Here is a 23,665-nt window from a genome sequence, read left to right on the forward strand (position 1 = left end):
TCGAGCGTGTGTTTAAATCCGTTCGTCAGCAATTAAAACATCGGGTATTTTCGAGTTTGACAGAGGCACAAGCTCGAATTCAAGCGATTGTAGAAGACTTATTTGCTGATTCAGGCAAAGTCATCGCGTTAAGTTGTTTTCCGTACATCAAAAATACGTCATCATCAATCTGATTTAGTATAAGATCAGCATTCGGACAAAGGCTTGGCTGGCCTAATATCACTGCGGCTACAATTAACGGTAATTTGTCATGCTCAAAATAGTTGCCATCTTTTTTAGTAACCGAACCCAATATTTCATCCCAAATAATAGCGAATAGAACGCAAGACATTTGTTCATGTTCGACTTTGAGCTTAGAAGACCCATCCAATAAATCTGCTAACTGAATTATTTGATTAAGCTTTGGATCTTCTCGGATGATTTTCGCAATCTGCTTACAAAGTGGGGCGAATTTATCAAAAGTATGGGAAAAAGGTCCATGGCCTACATCATGAACCAAAGCAGCAATTCGAGCTATTCTTAGTAAATCATCAATTATTTTTTGGTCCAATTCATGGAAAGGTACAGCTTTGCCAACATTTTTCAGGGAGTTTTCTTTTGTGCTAATTGCATCTTTTTCGACAGCCCTTTGAGAGTTCCTTAGCAGACTTTCGTATATCATGTCTACTATGTGAACAACACCAAGGCTGTGCTCAAACCTTGTGTGTGAAGCACATGGAAATATAAAATATAAAAGGCTATTCTGGCGAATGTGATGAAGTCTAAAAAACAGAGAATGGTTGATGATAGCAAACTCTTCGTCAGTAAGCCGAATGTTACCATGAACAGAATCTCTTAACGAATGTGGATAGTATACAGTTTTCAAAAGAGGATTGTTTTAATAAGTCTTACGGTGTAACAACCTTGTCAAGGTACAAACAAATGAAACTTTAATAATATTTTCCAGCTATAATTTATCTAACGAAAAATATTGGGCATAATTTAAACCTTCAACTAGAACAACCATGCCAGAGTATGTATAAGAATATCAGTAGCCCATAATACTCACTATGTAGGCTATTTTTGCCACATAGAGAGTATCATGGGCTACTGATATTAAATTCATTGCACAACGCACAAAAAAAGCACCTAACATTTCTGCTAAGTGCTTGATTATAAATGCTCCCGAAGCTGGGCTCGAACCAGCGACCCTCTGATTAACAGTCAGATGCTCTAACCGACTGAGCTATTCGGGAGTGTGTCGATTATTGTGGTGCAAAAGTAGCACCTCAGCGATTACGGTGCAAGTACTGGCCCGGAAAAAATTAATGCCGAAACCCGGATGGGGCGCTACAATGGCCGCTTTCCAGCAATGTCGGCCGCATCCCGGCACGGTAACCGATTGCTAATCAGCTTAACGCAGCATGTCGGGCCGGTTGTTGGGCACGTTTTGTAAAATCAGTTCTTTAATCCGGCGGGCGTCGCCTTTCGTGAAATTGTTGATCACAATCTCGGGCCGGGCGCGGGGAATGATGCGTACCGTGGAGAAAAACAGGCCGTTGTCGATCTCAACACCCGAGATGTCGGAGTAGAAAACGAAGTTATCAGTACCGCCAATCAGTTTGCGCACACGGAACGTAACACCCTTGTCGGTGAACTCAACCTCGTCGCGGTTGATAGGGTCTTTGAAGCTGCTGGAATGGAATTTTTCTGCCATGGGGTGTTTAGTTAGGGAGTTGGTCAGTTGATTAGTTGATTAGTTAGTGAGTCGGTGAGTTAGTTAGTTGGTTACTGCTGATCGACTGACTAACTCACCGACTGACCGACTCACTAACTGATTGACTGACCAACTACTTCTTGGGTATGTAAATTACTTTTTTAGTGTCGAAAAAGGGTTCATCAAAATAGTCCGAGAGGTCATAGACGCGGTAGCGGTCCGGGACTTCGGCCAGTTCTTCGGCCAGATCGCCCCCTTTGAGGTACAGAACACCGTTGGGGCGGTCGTTGTTGCCGCTTTTGTGAATCTTGTAGCGCATCCAGCCCAGAAACGGTTTCAATCGGGTAACGGCCCGGCTTACCACAAAATCATAGGTCGTCGTCAACTGCTCCACGCGGGCCTGTTCGGCTTTGACGTTGGTCAGCCCCAGCGCGTCGGATACTTCCTGCACGACCTTGATCTTCTTGCCGATGCTGTCGACCAGGTGAAAATCGGCCATGGGGAACAGGATGGCCAGCGGGATACCCGGAAAGCCGCCCCCGGTGCCTACGTCCAGCACTTCGGTGCCGGCTTTGAACTGCACCACTTTGGCAATCCCCAGCGAGTGCAGGATGTGCTTCTCGTAGAGGGCGTCGATGTCCTGCCGGGAGATGACGTTGATCTTCGCGTTCCAGTCGCGGTAGAGCCCGTCGAGCGCGGCAAAGCGTTCCTGCTGTTCGGCGGTCAGGTTGGGGAAATATTTAAGAAGCAGATCGATATTCATTCACTAAGCTGGACTGGTTGATGCACGGGGCATTAATGGAACCGTTCGGGCTGGCTGCGTGCCATGAGTTACGGGCGTTACCGCCAGTAGTAGCGTTTGTTGCGTTGGCGGAAGAGCGTTTTGATGCCAGCCAGCCCGTAATACAGGGCCAGCATCCCGTCCATAACCGGCATCAGCAGCCAGTGAACGGTATGGGCCAGCCGATGGCTGATTCGCCCGACGATGCCCCAGAACGCCAGCAGCCGACACCCGAAGACCCCCGTTGCGCTCAGCAAAAGTAACCATTCGGTTTGGGTAAACGAATGGGCGGTCAGTTCCATCACCAAAACCAGCAGGCCAACGGCCAGGCCCAGCACCCAGGTCAGGACGTGGGAGCCGGTTAGCAGACCGAGCCGGAATTTATTACCAGTGGTGTAGTATTTGCCCACGTTGAGGTGTCGCCGTTTCTGAATGCGCCAGTCGGCCCAGGTTTCTTTGGGTTTCGACCAGGTAAACGTTTCCGGATCGAGGCAAACGGCGGTATTGCGGCCGGTTGCCACTTCGTTGATGAACAGGTCGTCGTCACCACCCAGCACATTCTTATGGGTATAAAATCCTTTGTTGGCAAAGAACGTGCTGGTTCGGTAAGCGAGGTTGCGGCCCACGCCCATGTAGGGTCGACCGGCCAGCGCCAGCGACAGGTACTGCACGGCGGTGAACAACGTTTCGGAGCGGATAAGCAGGTTGAGCAGGCCGGGCCGGTATTCGTAGGGGGAGAAGCCCAGGACGATCTCCCTGTCGGTGTCGGCCAGGGGATCTGCCATGCCCGCCAGCCAGTTGGCCGAGGCCGGGCGGCAGTCGGCGTCGGTGAGCAGAACGGTCGGGTAGGTCGCTTTTTTGAGCGCAATTGTCAGCGCGTACTTTTTGGGTGTAACGTGCCCATGTTCCTTGTCGATCCGGATAAACCGGACACGGGAGAGATCGGTCAGGCCGTTTTCCAGATACGCCTGGGTACCGTCGGTGGAGCGGTCGTCCATGACCAGTATCTCAAAAACGGGGTACTGCTGGGCCTGGAGCAGTGGCAGTAATTCGGTCAGGTTTTCCCGTTCGTTATGGGCGCAGACGATGATGGTAACGGGGCGTTTCGAATCGGGGGCAGGCACTGCGGGCTGCGGGGAAAAAGCGGTTCTGGAAAATATAAAGAGGACGTATAAAAGCTGAATGCCGACCACGATCAGCCAGCTTATCAGAAGTACTGTAATCACAAAGAGAGGAGAGATGTGCTCGTTAGGTGGATGGTAAGCGCAAAGGTAAACAAAAGGCAGGAAAGGCAGGAGGGGAGGAGCGGGCGTCAGCACCCCTTTCCTGTACCTCCTCCCTTCTCCGTTCTCACCTTCCCCCTTATCTTTGCAGCATGACATTCTCAATTACTGCCCACGATCTGCAGTCCAATGCCCGGACGGGTACGCTGACAACCGATCACGGGCCTATTCAAACGCCTATATTCATGCCCGTTGGCACGGCCGGGACCGTAAAGGCTGTTCACCAGCGCGAGCTGGAAACCGATATCGATGCTGAAATTATTCTGGGAAATACCTATCACCTCTACCTGCGGCCGGGCCTCGATGTGATGAAGGCGGCTGGTGGGCTACATGGCTTCAATGGCTGGAAACGCCCCATCCTTACCGACTCGGGCGGGTATCAGGTCTATTCGCTGTCCAATACCCGTAAGATCAAAGAAGAAGGCGTCACCTTCAAGTCGCATATCGACGGGTCGGGCCACCACTTCTCGCCGGAGGGTGTCATGGATATTCAGCGGATCATCGGTGCCGATATCATGATGGCCTTCGATGAATGTACGCCCTATCCCTGCGATTATGAATACGCCCGGAAATCGATGGAAATGACCCACCGCTGGCTCGACCGCTGTATCGGCCGTTTCGACAGCACCGAGGGGTTATATGGTTATGAGCAGACGCTGTTTCCTATCGTGCAGGGTAGCACCTACCCGGATCTGCGTCGCCAGTCGGCCGAGGTGATCGCGTCGAAAGAGCGACCCGGTAATGCCATCGGCGGGTTGGCGGTAGGCGAACCAGCGGAGGAGATGTATGCCATGATCGAACTGGTGAACGATATTCTGCCAGCCGACAAACCCCGCTACCTGATGGGCGTGGGAACACCTGCCAACATTCTGGAGGCCATTGCGCGGGGTGTCGACATGTTCGACTGCGTGATGCCTACCCGTAACGCCCGCCACGGTTTGCTGTTTACGACCCAGGGGATCATGAACATCAAGAACGAAAAATGGAGCCGCGATTTCAGTCCCATCGATGCGGAGCTGGGCGGATATGCCAGCACGTTCTATTCCAAAGCCTACCTGCGCCACCTCTTCAAGGCGGAAGAATTGCTGGGCGGGCAGATCGCCAGCCTCCACAATCTGACCTTCTACCTATGGCTGGTGCGTCAGGCCCGCGCTCATATCACGGCGGGGGATTTCGTCTCGTGGAAAGATGAAATGGTCGTGCGGCTCATGCAGCGTATGTAAGCGTAGTCCGTTAGGGGTGGCGTTCAGAGGCCCCTAACGGACCAGTATTTTTGGTAAGGCAACAAGACATTCACCGCCAGCGTGCGTCTCAAGGCAAATACCGTAACTGCCTTTACGTGCTGTGATGTCAATTGAACGATACGCTTTCCAGCCTTCAGCGCTGGCTATACGGCTACTGCTCGCCTGCTTCCTATGGACACAACTGACTCATGCTCAGTCCGTCGAAACACTTACCGATGCTCAATTAAAGGAATTTGTCCGGCAGGCGCAGGCTGGTGGTATGACCGATGTACAGATCGAAGCGCTGGCCAGGACGCGCGGCTTCCCGGCGGTCGATATCGAGAAGGTTCGGCAGCGGGTTGGTACCCTTGTTGGCGGAGCGGCTAAACCGGCTGCTGCGGCAGCGGCCCGGACCAGCGTGGTCAGGGAGCAACCACCCACCCCGGCTCCGCCCGCTCCACAGCCTCCTTCTGCCGTATTCGGGGCCTCCCTCTTCAGTAACGCCAGCCTGACGTTCGAGCCGGATCTGCGCATAGCTACCCCCCGTCATTATATTGTCGGGCCGGACGACGAACTCATCATCGATGTATACGGAAACGCACAACAGACCTACCGCCCCAGGGTTAGCCCCGAGGGAAGCATCCGCGTCGAAAACCTGAGCCCGATTCAGGTGAGTGGCCTCACCATTGAACAGGCTGAGCAGCGCATCGTTGGTCGGCTGAAAACCTTATACCAGGGATTGAATGCCGCTGGCGGGGGTGTTATGGCGCAGGTGACGCTCGGCAGCGTACGCAGTATCAAGGTGACGATGCTGGGTCAGGTTGTCAGGCCGGGGACCTATACGCTGTCTTCGCTGGCAACGGTTTTCAACGCGCTGTACGCATCGGGCGGGCCGATGCCGGAGCGGGGGTCGTTCCGCGATGTGCGGGTCTACCGCAACAACCGGCTGGTGCGCCGACTCGATATGTACGATTTCCTGCTTCGGGCCGATCAGAAAGACAACATCCGGCTAAACGATCAGGACGTTATTTTCGTCGATCATTACCGTACCCGAATCGAGCTGGCGGGCGAGGTGAAACAGCCGGGCTTGTATGAAGTGCGGCCGGGCGAGACGATCCAGACTGTACTGGCCTTTAGCGGGGGCTTCTCCGACCGGGCGTATACCGCGTCGATCAGCCTGCGCCGGAACACCCCGACGGAGCAGCAACTCATCACCATCCCGACAGCCGTGTTGCCTGAGTTTATACCGCAGGCGGGCGACCGATACCTGGTTGGGGCTATTCTGGATCGTATCGACAACAAGGTCAGTATCGAAGGGGCTGTGTTTCGGCCGGGCACGTATGAACACCTGAAGAACCTGACCCTGCGTCAGCTGGTGCGCACGGCCGAAGGCCTGCGGGAGGATGCCTTCCTGAACCGGGCTACTATTCACCGGCTGCGCGAAAACATTGACCCCGAACTTATATCGGTAGACCTCGGCAAGGTCATGCGTCAGGAACAGCCCGACGTGCCCCTGCGGCCCAACGACCGGGTGCAGATCAGTGCGCTCAACGACCTGCGCGAACAACGCACGGTGTCTGTGCTGGGGGCTGTCAACCGGGGCGGAACGTTCGCGTTTACTGATAGTATGACGGTGGCCAGCCTGGTGCTGCTGGCGGGTGGGTTTACGGATGCGGCTATCGCATCGCGGATGGAAATTGCCCGCCGTATCCGGAACGACACGGCGGGACTGACCGCCGATCAGACAATCCGGCTGCTGTCGTTCGCCATTGACCGGGATTTGCGGCTCCGTCCAATCGATGCCCGGCTAACGCTTCAGCCCTTCGATCAGGTTTATGTCCGGGCTTCGCCCCGCTACGAAACCCAGCAGGGGGCCATGCTGGCGGGTGAGGTCCTTTATCCGGGCCCCTACGCCATTCGTGCCAAAAGCGACAGGATCAGTGACCTCATCGCCCGCGCCGGTGGTCTCTCGTCCGAAGCCTACCCGTCGGCGGCCCGCTTCATGCGCCAGGGCGAACGCGTCTCGGTCGATCTGAATACAATTCTTGACGATCCGGCGTTGGCCGGAAATCTGCTGTTGCAGGACGGCGACGTACTGACCATTCCACGGCGGCCGGAACTGATCCGGATTCAGGGCGAGGTGCTGAACCCTGCCACGGTGGCCTTCGAGCCATCGAAATCGCTGCGTGATTATATCGATGAAGCGGGCGGGTTTACGAGTAAGGCCATGAAGCGGAAGATTTATGCCGTGGCTGCCAGCGGAAAAATCCGGCGTACCCGGTCATGGTGCTGGGTGCCTGCGTTTCCCAGACCTGAGCGGGGCATGGACATCGTTGTGCCGGCGAAACGATCCAAAGACCAGCCCCGCCTGTCAGCATCGGAACGGATTACGGTGTTGACCGTGATCGTGTCGGCGTCGGCTTTGCTGGTAACGGCACTGCGGGCGGTAACAGCTTTATAACCAGCCATTACGAACAAAAATGAACACGACAACAGCGCCTGCGGCTACACGGGTAAAGCCCCTCCACTGGTCTGACTTCACGGCAGAAAAACTGGTTCGGCTCGTCTGGCAGGGGCGGGCCCTGCTGCTGTACACGATCGCTTTGTTTGCGGGCGCAGGTGTTGGCATAGCGCTAGTCATTCAGCCCGAATTCAGGGCTGAGGGCCGCATCATGCCCGAACTGGCGGGTGGACAGGGCGACCTCTTCAAGCGGCTGGCGTCGGTAGCGGGATTGGGCGGTATCGACATAGACGACAACGAAGCAGCCGACGCTATCCGGCCGGATCTGTATCCCAGTGTGTTGCAAAGTACCCCGTTCATGCTGTACCTGGTCGACCAGTCAGTAACAACCGGCAAGGGCCAGCGAATGACACTGGGCCAGTTTCTGGCACCCGAACCGGACAGCGGCTGGTCATTGGCGGCCTGGTTCGGAACCGATAAAGAAAGCCGCAATGTCCAACGTAAACCGCAGGCTGGCCAGCCGTTACACCTGTCTGGCTGGCAGCAGGAACTGGTCAGGGAGATTGGCGAGCGGGTGACTGCCCGGCTCGATACCCGATCGGGCGTAATTGGTATTTCGGCTACCATGCCCGATGCTCGGGTGGCGGCTGTGGTGGCTCAGCGGGCGCTGGATTACCTTACCCGGTATGTGACTAACTACCGCACGGAAAAAGCCCGACTCGACCTGCGTTTTTATACGCAGCGGTTAACCGAAGCCCGCCGTCGGTATGAAACGGCGCAGTTTAACGTTTTCCAGTACAACGACCGCCACAAATATCAGGTAGTGCAGACGGCTACCATGGAAAAACAACGCCTGGAAGCTGAACTGACCATTGCCCAGACGGTGTATACAGAGTTGGCGAGGCAGTTTGAACAGGCTACCATCAAGGTACAGGAACGGACGCCCGTTTTCAAGGTACTGGAGCCGGTACAGATACCGCTGGAACGGGTCTCGCCCCGGCGAACGCTGCTTGTGTTCCTGTGGATGCTGGCTGGCTGCTTCGTGGGGGTCATTTACCTGCTGGCACGCCAGATCGATGCCGTTGGCCGATTGCAGGCCATGGTGGCCTGATGAGATGAGAAGTGTAGGGGAGTGGAGAATGTGGTGTCGGGTTCTGGAGCGCCAGCCCGGTCAAACCCGCCACCACGCCACTCCCCCTGAAACAACACCAGGAAAAAACAGGTGTTGTTTATAAAAAGGGACACCATAGAGAGAGTCATCGAATGCTCAATGCACTACGCACTAAAGAAAAAGTAATTGCCGTCCTGGGGCTGGGCTATGTCGGGTTGCCACTGGCGCTCGAATTTGCCCGACAGTTTCGGGTCATTGGCTACGACATACAGGCCGACCGGGTAGCTATGATGCAGCGGGCTGAAGACCCGTCGCGTCAGATGACGCCCGACGCCTTCGCCAACGCCGACATCACGTTCACCGCCGACCCCGCCGATTTGCGGCAGGCGCATTTTTTTGTAATAGCCGTACCGACGCCCGTCGACGATTACAAAGTGCCCGATCTGAAACCCCTGCAACAGGCCTCCGAAGCAGTTGGACGGGCGCTTAAACAGGGCGATTACGTCGTTTATGAGTCGACCGTTTATCCGGGCTGTACCGAGGGGGATTGTTTGCCCCTGCTGGAACATTATGCCGGGCTAACGCTGGGTACCGATTTCAAGATCGGTTACTCGCCGGAACGCATCAACCCCGGCGACAAGGTCCGGACGCTGACAACCATCCTCAAAATTGTGTCGGGCAGCGATCCCGAAGCTGCCCGGACAATCGCCGATGTGTATGGCAGCATCATTACCGCCGGTATCTATACGGCCCCAACCATTAAAGTGGCCGAAGCGGCCAAGGTCATTGAAAACACGCAGCGCGACCTGAATATCTCGCTCATGAACGAACTGGCCATTATGTTCGACAAGATGGGCGTCGATACGCAGGAGGTGTTGAAAGCAGCCGCGACGAAGTGGAATTTTTTGCCGTTCACTCCCGGTCTGGTCGGTGGCCATTGCATCGGGATCGACCCGTATTACCTGCTTTATAAATCACGGCAACTGGGCTACGACCCACAGGTGATCCACTCCGGTCGGCGTATCAACGACGGAATGCCCGCCTTCATCGCCACCAAACTGCTGCAAAAGCTACTGCAAACGGCCAAAAATCCGAGCCAGACGAAAGTGCTGGTCATGGGCCTGACCTTCAAAGAGAATATAGCCGATATCCGCAATTCGAAAGTGGCCGATCTGGTGCGTGAGCTGATGAACTACTCCATCAACGTACACCTGGTCGATCCGCACGCGTCGCCGAACGAGGTGGCCCAGGCATACCGGCTAACCTTGATGGATGAACCTGCCAGCGACTACGATGCTGTTATCGTGGCCGTGGGGCATGACGAATACCGGGCGCTCGACCTGCCGTATTTCAAGACGCTGATGAACGGCAGCCCGATTCTGCTGGATCTCAAAGGGCTGTATACCGTAAACGCCGAAGATGGCGTAGATTACTGGCGCCTGTGACCCGTTACCCGCCTGCCGCTTACCGTCTATAGAGCATTCCACCGCCGAATGCTATGACCGTCGCTGTTGCTCAGCTGGGTGCCCGAATGAATTACGCCGTACCCCGCATTGCTGCGCAGTACGATCTCCTGCACACCTGCTACACTGATTTTTATAGCGGTAACGTGCCGTTCAACTGGCTTGGGTATGTGCCGGGGCTGGATCGGTTACCCCTGCATAGACTCACAACGCGCCATCATCCGTTACTGCCCTCCCGGAAGGTAGTCCACTTTCCTTCTTTTGGACTGACGTATCCCTACCGCCAACATCGCAGCCGGACGCAGGAAGAACGGTTGATGCATTTCATTGATGGCGGTCGCTATTTCAATCACCAGATCATACGCCATTTGCAGAAACGGCCCTTACCCGATACCCTGTATACGTTTAACTCTGCGGGGCTGGAACTGATCCGTTTTGCGAAAGAAAACGGTATGCGAACCATTCATGAGCAGACCATCGTCAATCATCGTGTCGAGCGCGAACTGATCCGTCAGGAGCAGAAGCGGTTTCCTGTCTGGCAGGAGGGTGGTCTGTTCGGGCCGTATTCCGACGCCTATGCCGAGCGCGAAGAAGCTGAGCAGCAACTGGCCGATGAACTGATCTGTGGCTCCACGTTTGTCCAGCAGCATACCCTGCGTCCCAACCAGACGCACCTTGTTCCCTACGGTGTCGAAGGTGGACCCGTACTGGATAGGCCACGCCCCCGCCGAAGTCCACACGGTTCGTTGCGGGTGCTGGTCGTGGGAAGTGTAGACCTTCGCAAAGGGTGTATGTACACGCTGGAAGCCGCCCGTCAGCTGCGGGGACGGGCCAAATTCTGCCTCGTTGGCGATTATAGCAGGGCTCCCCAACTGGTCGTGGACCAGCTGCGCCAGCATGTCGAACTGGTTGGTGTCGTACCCCGCTATCAGGTCGCCGACTACTATTGCCGGGCCGATGTCTGCCTGCTGCCCTCCGTTTGTGAAGGGTCGGCAACGGTAACCTATGAAGCGCTGCAACAGGGCTTGCCGCAGATTGTCACGGCCAGTACGGGTTCGCTGATCGAGCACGGGCGCGAAGGATTCATCGTGCCGGCGGGCAAGGTGTCGGCTATCGTATCGGCCATCGACCAGCTGGCCAGCGACGAGCCGGTGCGGCTGGCTATGGCGGGACAGGCGCTGAAAACAGCCCGCGAAGCTCGTATAGAAGCTTATGCGGCCCGGCTTATCCATTATCTACGGGCCGGGCAATGAAACAGAAACTTACATTTTACACGAATATACCCACGCCCTATCAGACCGATTTTTTCGAGGCTCTGGCCGCTCATGTCGACCTGACCGTTGTTTATTATGCCCCTACTGAACGGGGGCGGCAGTGGGTCGCTGAGGGTCGGCCGGCCGGTTATCAGGCCGTTTACCTGCGGGATAGCCGGATGGCCCGCTTCGTCCAGCGGTGGCTGGTCGACTGGCATTTTAGCTGGTCGATATTTGGTACTCTCCGGCGCGATCAGGCCTGTTATGTCATTGTCAGTGGCGGATACTGGGTGCCCAATACCCTGGCTGTTCTGCTCATGACCCGATGGCGGGGCGCTAAACAAGCCTTTTTCGGTGAACGGCTCAGGCCCTCATCGGGTATGAAAACAACCGTTAAACGACTGCTGCTCCAACTGGTTGACTATACCTGTGTTCGGGTGTTTGCGGTCGGGCAGGAAGCCGCCGATACCTATGCCGCCTTTGGCGTAAGCCTTCCCAGGACGGTAGTTGCCTACGCCCTGCAACCCGATACGTTTCGGGAACGGCCTGCTTCCGTTGAGCGCAGCGGTCCAGATCGCCCGCTGGTGTTGTTTTCGGCGGGTGCCCTGATTCCCCGGAAAGGCATGGATACGCTGATTCGGGCGTTCCGGCAACTGGATCGCAGCTATTATGCGCACCTGCGACTCCGGATCGCGGGCGAAGGACCGGAAGGGCCGACGTTGCATCGGCTGGCGGCCGGCGATCCGCGGATCGAATTTCTCGGTTTCTGTACCGCCGATACCTTACCCCGGCACTTCGCCTGTGCCGATATCTTTGTATTGGCCTCTCGCTACGATGGCTGGGGCGTGGTTATCAACGAAGCCATTGCCGCCGGGTTGCCCATCATCAGCAGCAACACGGTAGGCGCAGCCCGCTCCTGGATACAGGAAAGCGTCAACGGCCTTCTGTGTTCGCCCGACGATACTGACGCGTTTGCCAGCTCCATGCGCCGTCTGGTCGACGATGCAGACCTGCGTCGGCGGCAGGCCTGTTACAACCGCTCGTTTCGGTCGTTGACCAGTGCCAGCTACTACGCTGCCCGGGTTTACCAAACCATCTTAAACGATCTGGCGGCATGATCTGGCTCTACGCTCTTGTCAATGGTCTGGCCCTGCTGTGGGGGGCGCGTTATGCCTGGCGGGTGGGTCTCCGGACGGTCATTCCCTTTGCTATGTGCCTGGCACTGCTGTCGGTTTATTGCCTGCTCACACCCGTTTGCTTTTACCTGATGGGTCGGGAAACGGTTACCGGCGACGCTGGCTACTTTCGGTATGTGGGCAAAAATATAGCCGCTTATTACGAAACCGGCCTGTTTGCCTACATGGTCGCCAACCTGTGTTTTGTGGGTGGGTTTGTGGCCCATCACAAACCGGAGGAGACCGTTTCGCAGGTTTTGCCGGCCTCCTGTCTGCCTGCGTTGCGTCGGTTCGTCGTGCTCCTGTACGGGTTGTTCATGGCGATTGTGCTCGTCGACATACGCCTGAGTGGGGTTAGCCTGGTCGATGTGTTCCTGGGAACGTCGGAGCAGGCCCTGTTTTCGGCTCCGTCGGTCTCGAACACCTACTATTTCAGGGCGTTCGCGGACTCGATCATCACGACCCTTGTTTTATACGCCTATCTCGGCGGCAGGCGAAGCCGTCTGATCGCCCTGGTGGTGCCTGCTTTTGTCCTGTTCGCACTGCTTGGCTTTCGGTACCGGTTAATCCTGACGGTATTGGGGCTGCTGCTGGTCTACCTCTTTCGGCCGGGCAGGCGCATCAACGGCTGGCGATGGGCCTGGGTCAGTGTAACGCTGATTTATTTTCTGCTGATGATCACCTATAACCGCTGGTTCGTGATCACGGGGCTTTACGACCGAATTCGACTCAATCCTGTGGCGTATGACTACGCTGTATTGCTGGAACAGACGCGGGGTTCTCTGGCCGACTTCAACCTGCTGCGCTATTATGCCGAAAATCCTGAAACGGCTCATGATTACGGACTGTCCATGTTTGGCTATGTGGTCGTTCAGATCGTACCTCGCCACCTGTTTCCGGGCGGTGAGAAACCTTATCCATCGCCGTTTATCGATGTGCTCGATAAATCGCTGGAGCTGCCCGTTACGTGGGCACGTATTGGCGAGGCCAGCCTGCATTACGGCGCATTTTACGCGGGCTTCGGCTGGATGGGTTTTGTGGTACTTCCCGGCCTGATGGGCTGGTGGATCAGTACGGCTATTCGCCGAAATCCCGGCAGGGTACCCCTTGGGTTTTTGGGGCAGGTTGGGTTCTCACTGGCCCTGTTCCAGTTCATCACGCGCGGCTACTTCCCCCAGTTTGTCGACCACTTTGTGTATCTGTTCATTCCACTCTGGCTAATCGGCAGCCGTATCCGGAAGGCCGCTGAACCTCAATCAACGATTCACCCTTTGCATGAAGCTGTTCATTAATGCCATCAACCTGTCGTCGGCGGGCGGGCTCAGCGTGGCGCTCAATTTTCTGAAGGGGCTGAACGAGTGCCAGCCCGCCGACCTGACAATCTACGTAGCGGCTCCACGCCATTGTGGGTACGAAGAGCTGGCAACACCGGCCATGCACCTGATCTGGTTGCCGGACGGGGCCACCTCCTGGCTGGCCCGGCTTTTCACCGATTATGTCTGGCTGCCGTCCCTCCTTAGAAGGCTCAGCCCGCATGTCGTCTTCACCATGGGCAACCTGGCTACGCCCACCTCCCTGCCGCAGCTTGTATTACTCCACTACCCGCACCCGGCCTACCCCAACGATCGGGAGATCTGGAGCCGTCTCGACTGGCTCGACGTGATCACGGTACGGCTTCGTAATTACGCTTTTGATCGGCGACTACGCTACGCATCCGTATTGCTCGTACAAACCGAAGCCATGCGTGAACGTGTCCGGGCCCTGTATTCAACCGGGCCACAAGTTCAGCTACTACCCAATGCGTATACAAAGCTGGCGGGTCAGCTTCCCTACGATCTGCCGGTCGGGAAGCAGGCCGGTTTGCGGTATCTGGTATGCCTTTCGCGCTATTATGCGCACAAAAACATGGAAATACTGGTAGCGGTAGCCCAGCTGATCCGGGATCGTACTCTTCCGTATCGCATCCTGCTCACCATCGACCCCTCGCATCATCGGAAGGCCCGGCGGCTACTCGATCGTATCCGGCAGGAGAAGCTGACCGATCTGCTCATCAATATTGGTACCGTACCGGCAACGGGTCTCCTGTCGCTGCATCAGCAGATCGATGGGCTGGTACTGCCCACGCTGCTGGAGTCGTTCTCGGCCACCTATGCCGATGCGATGCACCTGGGCGTTCCCATCTTCACCTCGCGCCGGGATTTTGCCGAAACGGTTTGCGGCCCCTGTGCGTACTATTTCGACCCACTCTCGGCTACGTCCATTGTCGATGCGATCTGTCTTGGTTTTGATCAGCCGGAGCGTCTGCAACAAACGATAGCGCAGGCGCAGCTACGGTCGGCGACCTTACCCGACTGGACGGCCATTGCCCATATGGGGCTTGCCAGCATCCGGGCGCTGGCCCACGCGTCCGTGAGTAGACCTAGCCCGCAATGAACGCCATAGAGTTCCATGACGCGATGGCCATTCAGTTCGACCGCCGGTATGAATCGTCGGTGGCATTTGGCGAGCGGGTTCGCGTCTGGACGACGTTGTTCGATCGGTATATCCGGCCGGCCGATCGGGTTATGGACCTTGGCTGCGGATCGGGCGTATTCTGCCGGTATCTGGCCGCTAAAGGCTGTCGGGTGACGGGCATCGACGGGTCGGTGGCGATGATCAGGCTGTGTGACCAGAAAAAAACAGCCGATGAGGTTTGCTTTGTGGTACAATCCTTGCCCCTTCCGGATTCAGTTGCTTACGCCGGGCAGGATGTGATCATTGCGTCGAGTCTGCTCGAATATGTAGACGATCTGGCGCTGGTTTTGCAGCAAACACAAGCTATGCTGAATACCAATGGATTGCTGATTGTATCCATGCCCAACCGGATCAGTTTGTACCGACGGGTTGAGCGGATGTTCTTCGCCATTACGGGCTATCCTCGATACTTCGCCCATCTGCGTCACGTCTCAACGGAAGCCGATTTTAATCGGCAACTGGCTACCCTTGGGTTTGAGGTTATCGAAACCGTTTTCTTTTCGAGTTACGATCCGTTGTCGCGTTGGCTGAAGTGGATCCTTCCTCCGCCGTATGTCAATAATTTATTTGTTAGTGTCTATCGGAAACGATGACACATTCTTTCGTTCACCTGAGTTCGTTTGTACCCGTCGTGAAAATCCTGAACATCGTTGGAGCCCGGCCCAACTTCATAAAAGTAGCCCCCCTGCACCGCGCCTTTCTGACGTATCCCGCGATACAGTCGAAAATTGTGCATACGGGTCAGCATGCCGATTCCCGCATGAGTGATGTGTTTTTCAAACAGCTGGCGTTGCCTCAGCCTGATTATAGCCTTGGCCCTGGACCGGCCAGCCCGTGTACGCAAACCCAGCAAACGGCGCGCATCCTGGTTGAATTCGAAGCGGTGCTGATGGCCGAACAGCCCGACTGGGTAGTGGTGGTGGGCGATGTGACGAGTACCCTGGCCTGTGGACTGGCAGCCGCCCAGGGGGGTATTCGGGTGGCACACGTGGAAGCAGGCCTTCGGTCGGGCGACCGCCGGATGCCCGAAGAGATGAACCGGATCCTGACCGACACGTTGTCGGACCTCTTATTCGTGACCGAATCGGCGGGGCTGGATAATCTCCGGCGGGAGGGTATCCCCGATGAGAAGGTCTGGTTCGTCGGCAACGTCATGATTGACTCCCTGGTACGGTACCGCCCTCAGGCAAACGAACTCGACACCGTCGGGCGGTTGAGTCTGATACCGGGGGAGTACATACTGGTAACGACCCATCGCCCTGCCAACGTGGATCATGAAGCAGGGTTGGTCAATATGGTACAGATTGTTGAAGCCGCATCTGCCCACAAGATGGTGGTGTTTCCGGTGCATCCACGCACTCAGGCTAATCTGGTCCGGTTTGGGCTAATGAGTCGGCTGATGGCCATACCGACAGTCCGGGTGCTGGAGCCGCAGGGCTATCTGGAATTTCTGAACCTGATGGAACATGCGGCCGTGGTCATCACCGATTCGGGCGGTGTTCAGGAGGAAACTACCTTTCTGCAAGTTCCCTGTCTTACCGTGCGGGCCAGCACGGAGCGACCCGTAACGGTCGACCTGGGTACCAACCAATTACTGGCTGACCTCAACCCGGCAACCGTTCGGTACCACATCGGGGAGATCCTGGCCGGGCGCATCAAAGCAGCCGCCATACCACCGCTCTGGGATGGCAGGGCTGCCGGGCGCATTGCTGATATCCTCCTGAATGAACGGACGCCCGTCTGTTCCCGGCAGGGTTTCCGGCCAGCTTAAACTCCTCGTTTAAATTATGAAGCAACTCGTACAAAACCTGAAAACCGGTGAGACCCTGCTCGACGATGTTCCTGTTCCGCAGGTAGGTCGGGGGCAGGTGCTGATTCGTACAACCCGGTCGCTGGTGTCGCCTGGGACAGAACGGATGCTGGTTGAGTTTGGTCGGGCCAGCCTGATCGCCAAGGCCCGCCAGCAGCCCGACAAGGTGAGGCAGGTGCTGGAGAAGATACGAGCCGATGGGGTGATCCCAACAGTAGAAGCGGTATTCCGTAAGCTGGGTCAGCCTATACCGCTGGGCTACTGTAATGTGGGAACGGTGCTGGCGGTAGGCGAAGGCGTCATCGATCTGCGGATCGGCGACCGTGTGACGTCCAACGGGGCACATGCCGAGGTGGTCTGTGTACCCCGCAACCTGGTTGCCCTGATTCCTGAGGGCGTCAGCGACGATGAAGCGGCCTTCACGGTCGTTGGAGCCATCGCTTTACAGGGTCTCCGGCTCCTGAACCCAACGCTCGGCGAAACCGTAGTGGTTGCTGGCCTGGGGTTGCTGGGGCTGCTGACGGCTGAGTTACTTCGGATAAACGGCTGCCACGTTATCGGTCTGGATATAGACGAAACCAGACTCGAACTGGCCCGGCAGCGGGGTGTGCTAACCCTGAACCCGACCGTCATGGATGATGTAGCAGCGGTTTTTTCATTGACAAATGGTGTTGGAGCCGATGGGGTTATCATTTCGGCATCGGCGAAACAGGATCAATTAGTGTCACAGGCTGCCCGGATGAGCCGGAAGCGGGGCCGTATCGTACTGGTTGGTGTGGTCGACCTGAATCTCAACCGGGCTGAATTTTATGAGAAAGAGTTGTCCTTTCAGGTTTCCTGTTCCTACGGGCCGGGGCGTTACGATGATGCGTATGAACAGCAGGGCCACGACTACCCGCTGCCCTTTGTCCGGTGGACAGAAAATCGCAACTTCCAGACGGTGCTGGGCCTTTTATCGACTGGCCAGCTTGCCGTAGCCTCGCTGATTACGGAGGTTGTGCCGTTCATGATGTTCAACGCGATCTACAGCAACATCAGCCAGTCGACTGCGGTTGCGTCGATGTTGCATTATGCCGAAACGGTCAGTTTACAGCCGGTCATTGCGTTTGGCGAAGCTCGTTATAGAAACGGCACAGGCACGGTTGGGCTGATTGGGGCGGGTAATTTTATGGGGGCTACCTTACTGCCTGCGCTGAAAGCGGCTGGTGCAAATCTGAAAATTATTGCCAGTGCGACCGGTTTGAAGGCAACGCTGCTGGCCCGCAAATTTGGTGTTGCCCGCAGCACGACCGACTATGCTCAGCTACTCAACGATCCGGATATAGACCTGTGCGTTATTGCCACACGCCACGATAGCCATGCCCGTTTGACGGTAGAAGCCCTTCGGGCGGGTAAGCATGTGTTTGTGGAAAAACCACTGGCCATTCATGACGGTGAACTGGCCGCTATCATCGACGCCCAACAGGTATCAGGCCGGATGGTGATGGTTGGCTTCAACCGGCGATTTTCACCCCATGTTCAGAAGATGAAGGCATTGCTGGGTGGGTCCTTATCCGGCGAGATTCCTATGAACGTCGTCATAACGGTGAATGCCGGTTCTGTTCCGGCTGGTTCCTGGGTAAACGACCGCCTGACCGGTGGTGGCCGTATTCTGGGCGAAGTATGCCATTTCGTGGACCTTATCACCTGCCTCACCGGTCGTTGCGTGGGTAGCGTGTGCCTGAATGCAATGGGAGAAAATCCGACAGAGACGACCGATTCAGCCTCGCTGCTGCTACGGTATGACAATGGGTCAACGGGCGTTATCAACTACTTCGCCAATGGCCATCGGGCGTATGCCAAAGAGCGGGTAGAGGTGTATTCGCAGGGCAGGACGCTGGTGCTTGACAACTTCAGGAAACTGACAGGCTACGGTTTCAACGGTTTTTCGAGCCTGTCGGGTCGGCAGAATAAAGGCCATGCCGAACTGATGAGCCAGTTGATCGGTCAGCTGCGGAATGAGCAGTCGGTAGCCCCACTGATTCCCTTTGCCGAGATCATCAATACGACGCAGACCACGCTGGCCGCCCTGCATAGCCTGCGCGAAAGCCGGTGGGTCAGGGTCGGTGGTATAGCTGTGACTTCTTTATCACCACCTGGATGCGAACCGGTATAACTCACATCGGTCTGGTATGGCGAACTGTGCGGCACCTGACCGCGCGGCAACTGATTTATCAGGTGCTGAACCGACTTCGCGGCCGTGGACGATTGCGCCTGCCCCCCACGGTTCCTGACGCCCATTTTCTGGTTACACCAAAACCCGATAAACCCGTTTCGTGGGTGATGGATACGTTCACCTTCCTGAACCGCTCGGTGTATATGCCCGTCGTCGACTGGAATTATGCCCGCCACGGCAAACTCTGGACCTATAACCTGAATTACTTCGATTTTCTGAATCAGGCTGATGTAAATAGGCCGGCGCTAAAGCCGGATGAGGGGTTGCGGCTGATTCGACAATTCATGCAGGCTCCCGGGTTGATCGATGGTCTGGAGTCGTATCCAACATCGTTACGGATTATGAACTGGATCTGGTTTTTGTCGAGACACCAGATTCAGGATGGTCCAATCAACCAGCACTTATACGCTCAGACGGCCTTACTGCGTCGTCGGCTGGAATATCATCTCGCGGGCAATCATCTGCTTGAAAACGGTTTCGCCTTACTGCTGGCCGCGCTTTACTTCCGACACGCTGGCTGGTTCCGACGCGCTCGCTCACTCCTCCAGGACGAACTGGCCGACCAGATCCTGGCCGATGGCGGCCATCAGGAAGCAAGTCCTGTGTACCACCAGCTTCTGCTCAACCGACTGCTCGACGTACTGCTGGCATTGAGCCATGATTCGTGGCACAGCGATAAGGCGCATGTCGCTTTTCTGGAGATCTGCGCTCGCCGGATGATTGCCTGGCTGGAGGCCGTTACATTCCGGAATGGCGATATACCCATGATGAACGATGCGGCCTGGTATCTGGCACCAACAACGGCTCAACTCCAGAGGAAAGCGGCCCTGGTGCTGAAGCCGGAACGGTCCATACAAACGGCCAAACTCAACGGCTTTCGAAAATTTACATCCCCCCGGTACGAACTCTTTGTCGACGTAGGCGCTATGGGACCCGACCACCAGCCCGGTCATGCCCATGCCGATACGTTTTCGTATGTGCTCTATGTGGATAACTGCCCGGTAGTTGTGGATAGTGGTACGTCTACTTACGAAACCGGACCACGCCGGATGTGGGAACGGGGTACGGCTGCGCATAATACGGTGAGTGTAGGAGCCGCCCATTCGTCTGAACTATGGGCGGCTTTCCGGGTCGGGCGCCGGGCGCGGGTGCAACTGCTGATCGATACGCCGGCCCTGTTGTCGGCTCGTCATGACGGGTACCGGCATATGGGTATCCATCATAAGCGAAGCTGGTCGATGGAGCCAGCCCGTATTTGCCTGACCGATCGTCTTGTCGGGGCAAAGACGACCCGTCGACCCCTGACGGGGGTTGCCCGGATTCATCTGCACCCCGATGCCCTGGTCCACCTGGTTGCCCCGAACCGGGTGAGTGGAACGGTAGACATCATGTTTTTGTCGGCCTCTGTCCCGGAAGTATACCTGACCACTTACGAGCTGGCCGACGGGTTTAATCATCGTCGGCCAGCGATCTGCATCGAAATTACCTTTACCGATTACCTGAACACGGTCTTTATACTTCCCCAATGAAAATTCTTTACCTGACGTACTATTTCGAGCCGGACCTGTGTGCGGGCTCGTTTCGGAACACCGCCATCGTCACGGAACTGGCCCGTCAGCTCGAAACCGGCGGGGTTGTTCAGGTCGTGACAACGCAGCCAAATCGCTATCAATCGTTCAGCCAGGCGGCAGCCGCCCATCAGAAGCAGGGGAACGTGCTGATCGATCGGGTCGCGGTGCCTGCTCATGCCAGTGGGATGATCGACCAGATCCGATCGTTTCTTACCTACTACCGGGCTGTTCAGCGACTAACGAAAAACCAGTCGTATGATCTGGTCGTGGCATCGTCGTCGCGGCTATTCACGGCGTTTCTCGGCGCACGCCTGGCCCGTAAACGGCGTGTTGCGCTGTTTCTGGACATTCGGGATCTGTTTCGCGAAACGATTCTGGAGATACTTCGAAATCGATGGTTTACGAAGCTACTCGCGGTTCTTGGGTTAAACCCTTTTCTCTGGTTCGTGGAGCAGTATACATTTGGATATGCTGCCCACATCAACCTGGTATCCGAAGGGTTCCGTTCTTACTTCAAACGCTTTCCGCAGGCAACCTACAGTTACTATACCAATGGGATCGATGAGGAATTCAGGGCAATTCCACCATCAAAAAACCTGATAGGTCCGGCATCGGTGAAAACGATACTCTATGCCGGAAACATTGGCGAAGGGCAGGGGTTGCATACCATTATTCCGCAGGCGGCCCGGCAACTGGGGAAGGGTTACCGATTTGTGGTTATTGGCGACGGCGGAGCGATACATAAACTGAAAAGTGCCATTGAAGAGGAGGGCGTCGATACGGTGGAGTTACGGGCTCCCATCAGCCGAAGAGCGCTGGCCGGTGCATATCAAGAGGCTGACTACCTGTTTGTGCATTTGAACGATCTGGCTGCTCTGACGCGGGTGTTACCCTCCAAACTGTTCGACTACGGGGCTACCGACAAACCCATTATTGCCGGTGTAGCGGGCTATGCCGCCGACTTTGTACGGATACATCTACCCAATAGTCTCGTGTTTGCCCCCGGCGATGTAGTAGATCTGGTGGCGCAACTACGAACAACAACGTACCGGACACAGGTACGTTCCCGTTTCCGGGCCCAATTTCAGCGTCAGGTTTTAGTGTCGGCATTGGCCAGCCAGATCCGGCAGACCATTCTGCTCGCTACAAACCCGCCTATCCCATCCGAATTTGCTACATTCGAATCCAAAAGAGGATGAATATTTTACTGACGGGTGCATCTGGATTTGTGGGGAGCCAGATTTATAATGAACTGACGCGCAACTATACCGTAACCACCCTGGGGCGGACGCCTGTTGGTGCACACCACCTGACAGGCGATCTCACCGGGTCGCTACCGTCGTTAGCCCATTTATCATTCGATTATGTTGTCAATGCTGCCGGGAAAGCGCATGCCATACCGCGCACGGCTGCCGAACGGGCTGACTATGCCAGCGTGAACAGGCAGGGTGTTGCTCGACTGCTGGCCACGCTGGAGCAGATGCCGGTTCGGCCACGGGCGTTTGTCCATCTCAGTACAGTATTGGTTTATGGTTGCCTGAACGGACAGTTGCTGGATGAGACGACCCCGCTGGCTGCTACGGATGCGTACGGGGAAAGTAAAATTCAGGCCGAACTTATCATTCGGGAGTGGGCACAACGAACGGGTATCCGCGCTACGATTTTACGGTTGCCGATGGTGGTGTCTGCGCAGCCAACGGGTAATGTAGCAGCCCTGATGAATGCCATCCGGCAAGGTTATTACGTACGCATCGGCAATGGGCTCGCTCGCCGGAGCATGGTCCGCGCCGACGACGTTGCCGCTATCATTGACCGGGCTGCGGGCGTTGGGGGTACGTTCAACGTAACGGACGGGTACCATGCCTGTGTGAGCGAACTGGAAAATGCCATAGCCCGGTATGTTGGCCACAAGCAACCGATTCGGGCAGTTCCGCTGGCGTTAGCGCGCCTGATTGCGCTGGCTGGCGACGGTATAAACACGGTTGCAGGTCGCCGATTCCCGCTCGATACCCCGGCGCTTCAGAAGCTGACCCAGTCTTTGACATTTTCCGACGGGTTGGCCCGGCAGCAGCTGGGCTGGAACCCCCGGCCCGTACTTGACCTGTTCCGATGAGTCTGGCGGGTTACCTGATAACGATACTGGCCCTCGTTGTGGCTCAGGCCGGTTACCTGCGGCTGGCGCGGTGGTTTGGCATAATCGACAGGCCCAATGCCCGTAGTGCGCATAACGACCTGACAACCATTCGCGGGGCCGGCATCTTATTTTTTCTGGCCGGGGCCGGTGGGTTCTTCTATACGGGCTTCGCCTATCCCTATTTTTTTGCCGGGCTGACGCTGGTAGCAACCGTGAGCTTTCTGGACGATCTGCGACCGCTTTCCCGGCGCTATCGACTGGCGGCTCAGGCCGTGGGTATTGCGTTACTGCTGTACGAAACCGGGCTGACATCCAATGGCGTATGGGTACTTATTGGGTTGGTCCTCGTCGGGGTCGGCGTGCTGAACGCCTGGAATTTTATGGACGGTATCAATGGTATGACTGCCTGGTACGGTATGGTCACGGTGGGTACGCTCTGGAGTTGGCAGGAGCAGTTGGGGTCACCCATGGCGGGTAGTGGATTGCCATTCGTCTTTATCGCCTTACTGATTTTCAGTACCGTCAATGCCCGTCGGCAGGCCATTTGTTTTGCGGGCGATGTAGGAAGTATATCCCTTGCTTTCGCTGTTCTGTTCTCGCTGGTTCAGGTGATTAGCCTTACGCAAACCTACCTGCCCATGCTTCTGGTAGCCGTTTATGGGGTAGATACGGGTATGACCCTTCTATACCGACTCTGCAAACGGCAGAACGTGTTTCAGGCACACCGGCTGCATCTGTTTCAGCTGCTGGTTCACAAGCGAAACTGGCCTCATTTGCGGGTGTCGGGCGTATATGCCTTGTGTCAGCTGGTCATCAATGGGTTAGTTGTGATCGCTGTAACTTGGGGATTACAGGCTCAGGGTATCCTAGCGGGTAGTGTACTGGCTTTGTTGGCTGGCCTGTATGTTGGCCTAAGACGCTGGGCTCTAAACGAGTAAACGGGCAGGAAGCCAGTCGTTGACCAGCTCCCTGCCC

At 56.2% G+C, this 23,665-nt stretch carries 19 protein-coding genes and 1 tRNA gene; 15 read left to right on the forward strand and 5 right to left on the reverse strand.

Annotated elements, in window-relative coordinates; genetic code table 11:
* Positions 1 to 79 precede the first annotated feature (79 nt).
* The 5 genes from FH603_RS13445 to FH603_RS13465 form a co-directional block, all read right to left on the reverse strand.
* A complete protein-coding gene (locus tag FH603_RS13445; protein ID WP_186738047.1) occupies positions 80 to 865 on the reverse strand; it encodes an HD domain-containing protein in 786 nt (261 codons plus the stop codon).
* A 296-nt stretch (positions 866 to 1,161) separates the two neighbouring features.
* Positions 1,162 to 1,235 (reverse strand) — tRNA-Asn (locus tag FH603_RS13450).
* Between the two features lie 158 nt (positions 1,236 to 1,393).
* Positions 1,394 to 1,696, reverse strand: a complete 303-nt coding sequence (locus FH603_RS13455) for a PH domain-containing protein (RefSeq protein ID WP_186738048.1) — start codon at positions 1,694 to 1,696, stop codon at positions 1,394 to 1,396.
* Between the two features lie 133 nt (positions 1,697 to 1,829).
* The gene (rsmG, locus tag FH603_RS13460) at positions 1,830 to 2,459 is read right to left on the reverse strand and encodes a 16S rRNA (guanine(527)-N(7))-methyltransferase RsmG (protein ID WP_186738049.1); all 630 of its coding nucleotides are present in this window, start codon (positions 2,457 to 2,459) and stop codon (positions 1,830 to 1,832) included.
* A 77-nt stretch (positions 2,460 to 2,536) separates the two neighbouring features.
* Positions 2,537 to 3,703, reverse strand: a complete 1,167-nt coding sequence (locus FH603_RS13465) for a glycosyltransferase (RefSeq protein WP_317171240.1) — start codon at positions 3,701 to 3,703, stop codon at positions 2,537 to 2,539.
* Between the two features lie 149 nt (positions 3,704 to 3,852).
* On the opposite strand from FH603_RS13465, the gene tgt reads away from it, so the two are divergent.
* The 15 genes from tgt to FH603_RS13540 all read left to right on the forward strand — a co-directional run bounded on the left by tgt (position 3,853) and on the right by FH603_RS13540 (position 23,628).
* Positions 3,853 to 4,983: a tRNA guanosine(34) transglycosylase Tgt gene (tgt, locus tag FH603_RS13470; RefSeq protein ID WP_186738051.1), complete on the forward strand. Its 1,131-nt coding sequence runs from the start codon at positions 3,853 to 3,855 to the stop codon at positions 4,981 to 4,983.
* 124 nt (positions 4,984 to 5,107) lie between these two features.
* Positions 5,108 to 7,444: an SLBB domain-containing protein gene (locus FH603_RS13475; RefSeq protein WP_186738052.1), complete on the forward strand. Its 2,337-nt coding sequence runs from the start codon at positions 5,108 to 5,110 to the stop codon at positions 7,442 to 7,444.
* Positions 7,445 to 7,463: 19 nt separating this feature from the next.
* Complete coding sequence (locus tag FH603_RS13480) at positions 7,464 to 8,555, forward strand: GNVR domain-containing protein (RefSeq protein ID WP_186738053.1); 1,092 nt, start codon at positions 7,464 to 7,466, stop codon at positions 8,553 to 8,555.
* A gap of 152 nt (positions 8,556 to 8,707) precedes the next feature.
* Positions 8,708 to 10,000 carry a nucleotide sugar dehydrogenase gene (locus FH603_RS13485; RefSeq protein WP_186738054.1) on the forward strand — a complete coding sequence of 431 codons (1,293 nt, stop codon included), beginning with the start codon at positions 8,708 to 8,710 and terminating at the stop codon, positions 9,998 to 10,000.
* A gap of 53 nt (positions 10,001 to 10,053) precedes the next feature.
* A complete protein-coding gene (locus FH603_RS13490; protein WP_186738055.1) occupies positions 10,054 to 11,271 on the forward strand; it encodes a glycosyltransferase family 4 protein in 1,218 nt (405 codons plus the stop codon).
* Positions 11,268 to 12,389, forward strand: coding sequence for a glycosyltransferase family 4 protein (locus FH603_RS13495; protein ID WP_186738056.1), 1,122 nt, complete (start codon positions 11,268 to 11,270; stop codon positions 12,387 to 12,389). The genes FH603_RS13490 and FH603_RS13495 overlap by 4 nt, the downstream gene beginning before the upstream one ends.
* Complete coding sequence (locus tag FH603_RS13500) at positions 12,386 to 13,738, forward strand: hypothetical protein (protein WP_186738057.1); 1,353 nt, start codon at positions 12,386 to 12,388, stop codon at positions 13,736 to 13,738. Before FH603_RS13495 ends, FH603_RS13500 begins: the two co-directional genes overlap by 4 nt.
* Positions 13,722 to 14,879: a glycosyltransferase gene (locus FH603_RS13505; protein WP_186738058.1), complete on the forward strand. Its 1,158-nt coding sequence runs from the start codon at positions 13,722 to 13,724 to the stop codon at positions 14,877 to 14,879. Before FH603_RS13500 ends, FH603_RS13505 begins: the two co-directional genes overlap by 17 nt.
* Positions 14,876 to 15,553: a class I SAM-dependent methyltransferase gene (locus FH603_RS13510; protein ID WP_186738059.1), complete on the forward strand. Its 678-nt coding sequence runs from the start codon at positions 14,876 to 14,878 to the stop codon at positions 15,551 to 15,553. The genes FH603_RS13505 and FH603_RS13510 overlap by 4 nt, the downstream gene beginning before the upstream one ends.
* Before the next feature lie 38 nt (positions 15,554 to 15,591).
* Positions 15,592 to 16,731: a non-hydrolyzing UDP-N-acetylglucosamine 2-epimerase gene (wecB, locus tag FH603_RS13515; protein ID WP_186738177.1), complete on the forward strand. Its 1,140-nt coding sequence runs from the start codon at positions 15,592 to 15,594 to the stop codon at positions 16,729 to 16,731.
* Between the two features lie 16 nt (positions 16,732 to 16,747).
* On the forward strand, positions 16,748 to 18,925 hold the full coding sequence (locus FH603_RS13520; protein ID WP_186738060.1) for a bi-domain-containing oxidoreductase: 2,178 nt from the start codon (positions 16,748 to 16,750) through the stop codon (positions 18,923 to 18,925).
* A complete protein-coding gene (locus FH603_RS13525; RefSeq protein ID WP_186738061.1) occupies positions 18,910 to 20,514 on the forward strand; it encodes a heparinase II/III family protein in 1,605 nt (534 codons plus the stop codon). The genes FH603_RS13520 and FH603_RS13525 overlap by 16 nt, the downstream gene beginning before the upstream one ends.
* Positions 20,511 to 21,755 carry a glycosyltransferase family 4 protein gene (locus FH603_RS13530; protein WP_186738062.1) on the forward strand — a complete coding sequence of 415 codons (1,245 nt, stop codon included), beginning with the start codon at positions 20,511 to 20,513 and terminating at the stop codon, positions 21,753 to 21,755. The genes FH603_RS13525 and FH603_RS13530 overlap by 4 nt, the downstream gene beginning before the upstream one ends.
* The gene (locus FH603_RS13535; RefSeq protein WP_186738063.1) at positions 21,752 to 22,669 is read left to right on the forward strand and encodes an NAD-dependent epimerase/dehydratase family protein; all 918 of its coding nucleotides are present in this window, start codon (positions 21,752 to 21,754) and stop codon (positions 22,667 to 22,669) included. The genes FH603_RS13530 and FH603_RS13535 overlap by 4 nt, the downstream gene beginning before the upstream one ends.
* A complete protein-coding gene (locus FH603_RS13540; RefSeq protein WP_186738064.1) occupies positions 22,666 to 23,628 on the forward strand; it encodes an MraY family glycosyltransferase in 963 nt (320 codons plus the stop codon). The genes FH603_RS13535 and FH603_RS13540 overlap by 4 nt, the downstream gene beginning before the upstream one ends.
* Positions 23,629 to 23,665 lie beyond the last annotated feature (37 nt).

It is taken from the genome of Spirosoma utsteinense (assembly GCF_014282275.1).
Lineage (GTDB): Bacteria > Bacteroidota > Bacteroidia > Cytophagales > Spirosomataceae > Spirosoma > Spirosoma utsteinense.

Bases quoted from the DNA above. Each gene is read 5' to 3' on its own strand.
- FH603_RS13455 (WP_186738048.1), bottom strand. From the start codon at position 1,696: ATGGCAGAAAAATTCCATTCCAGCAGCTTCAAAGACCCTATCAACCGC.
- rsmG (WP_186738049.1), bottom strand. From the start codon at position 2,459: ATGAATATCGATCTGCTTCTTAAATATTTCCCCAACCTGACCGCCGAA.
- tgt (WP_186738051.1), top strand. From the start codon at position 3,853: ATGACATTCTCAATTACTGCCCACGATCTGCAGTCCAATGCCCGGACG.
- FH603_RS13475 (WP_186738052.1), top strand. From the start codon at position 5,108: ATGTCAATTGAACGATACGCTTTCCAGCCTTCAGCGCTGGCTATACGG.
- FH603_RS13480 (WP_186738053.1), top strand. From the start codon at position 7,464: ATGAACACGACAACAGCGCCTGCGGCTACACGGGTAAAGCCCCTCCAC.
- FH603_RS13485 (WP_186738054.1), top strand. From the start codon at position 8,708: ATGCTCAATGCACTACGCACTAAAGAAAAAGTAATTGCCGTCCTGGGG.
- FH603_RS13490 (WP_186738055.1), top strand. From the start codon at position 10,054: ATGACCGTCGCTGTTGCTCAGCTGGGTGCCCGAATGAATTACGCCGTA.
- FH603_RS13495 (WP_186738056.1), top strand. From the start codon at position 11,268: ATGAAACAGAAACTTACATTTTACACGAATATACCCACGCCCTATCAG.
- FH603_RS13500 (WP_186738057.1), top strand. From the start codon at position 12,386: ATGATCTGGCTCTACGCTCTTGTCAATGGTCTGGCCCTGCTGTGGGGG.
- FH603_RS13505 (WP_186738058.1), top strand. From the start codon at position 13,722: ATGAAGCTGTTCATTAATGCCATCAACCTGTCGTCGGCGGGCGGGCTC.
- FH603_RS13510 (WP_186738059.1), top strand. From the start codon at position 14,876: ATGAACGCCATAGAGTTCCATGACGCGATGGCCATTCAGTTCGACCGC.
- FH603_RS13520 (WP_186738060.1), top strand. From the start codon at position 16,748: ATGAAGCAACTCGTACAAAACCTGAAAACCGGTGAGACCCTGCTCGAC.
- FH603_RS13525 (WP_186738061.1), top strand. From the start codon at position 18,910: ATGCGAACCGGTATAACTCACATCGGTCTGGTATGGCGAACTGTGCGG.
- FH603_RS13530 (WP_186738062.1), top strand. From the start codon at position 20,511: ATGAAAATTCTTTACCTGACGTACTATTTCGAGCCGGACCTGTGTGCG.
- FH603_RS13535 (WP_186738063.1), top strand. From the start codon at position 21,752: ATGAATATTTTACTGACGGGTGCATCTGGATTTGTGGGGAGCCAGATT.
- FH603_RS13540 (WP_186738064.1), top strand. From the start codon at position 22,666: ATGAGTCTGGCGGGTTACCTGATAACGATACTGGCCCTCGTTGTGGCT.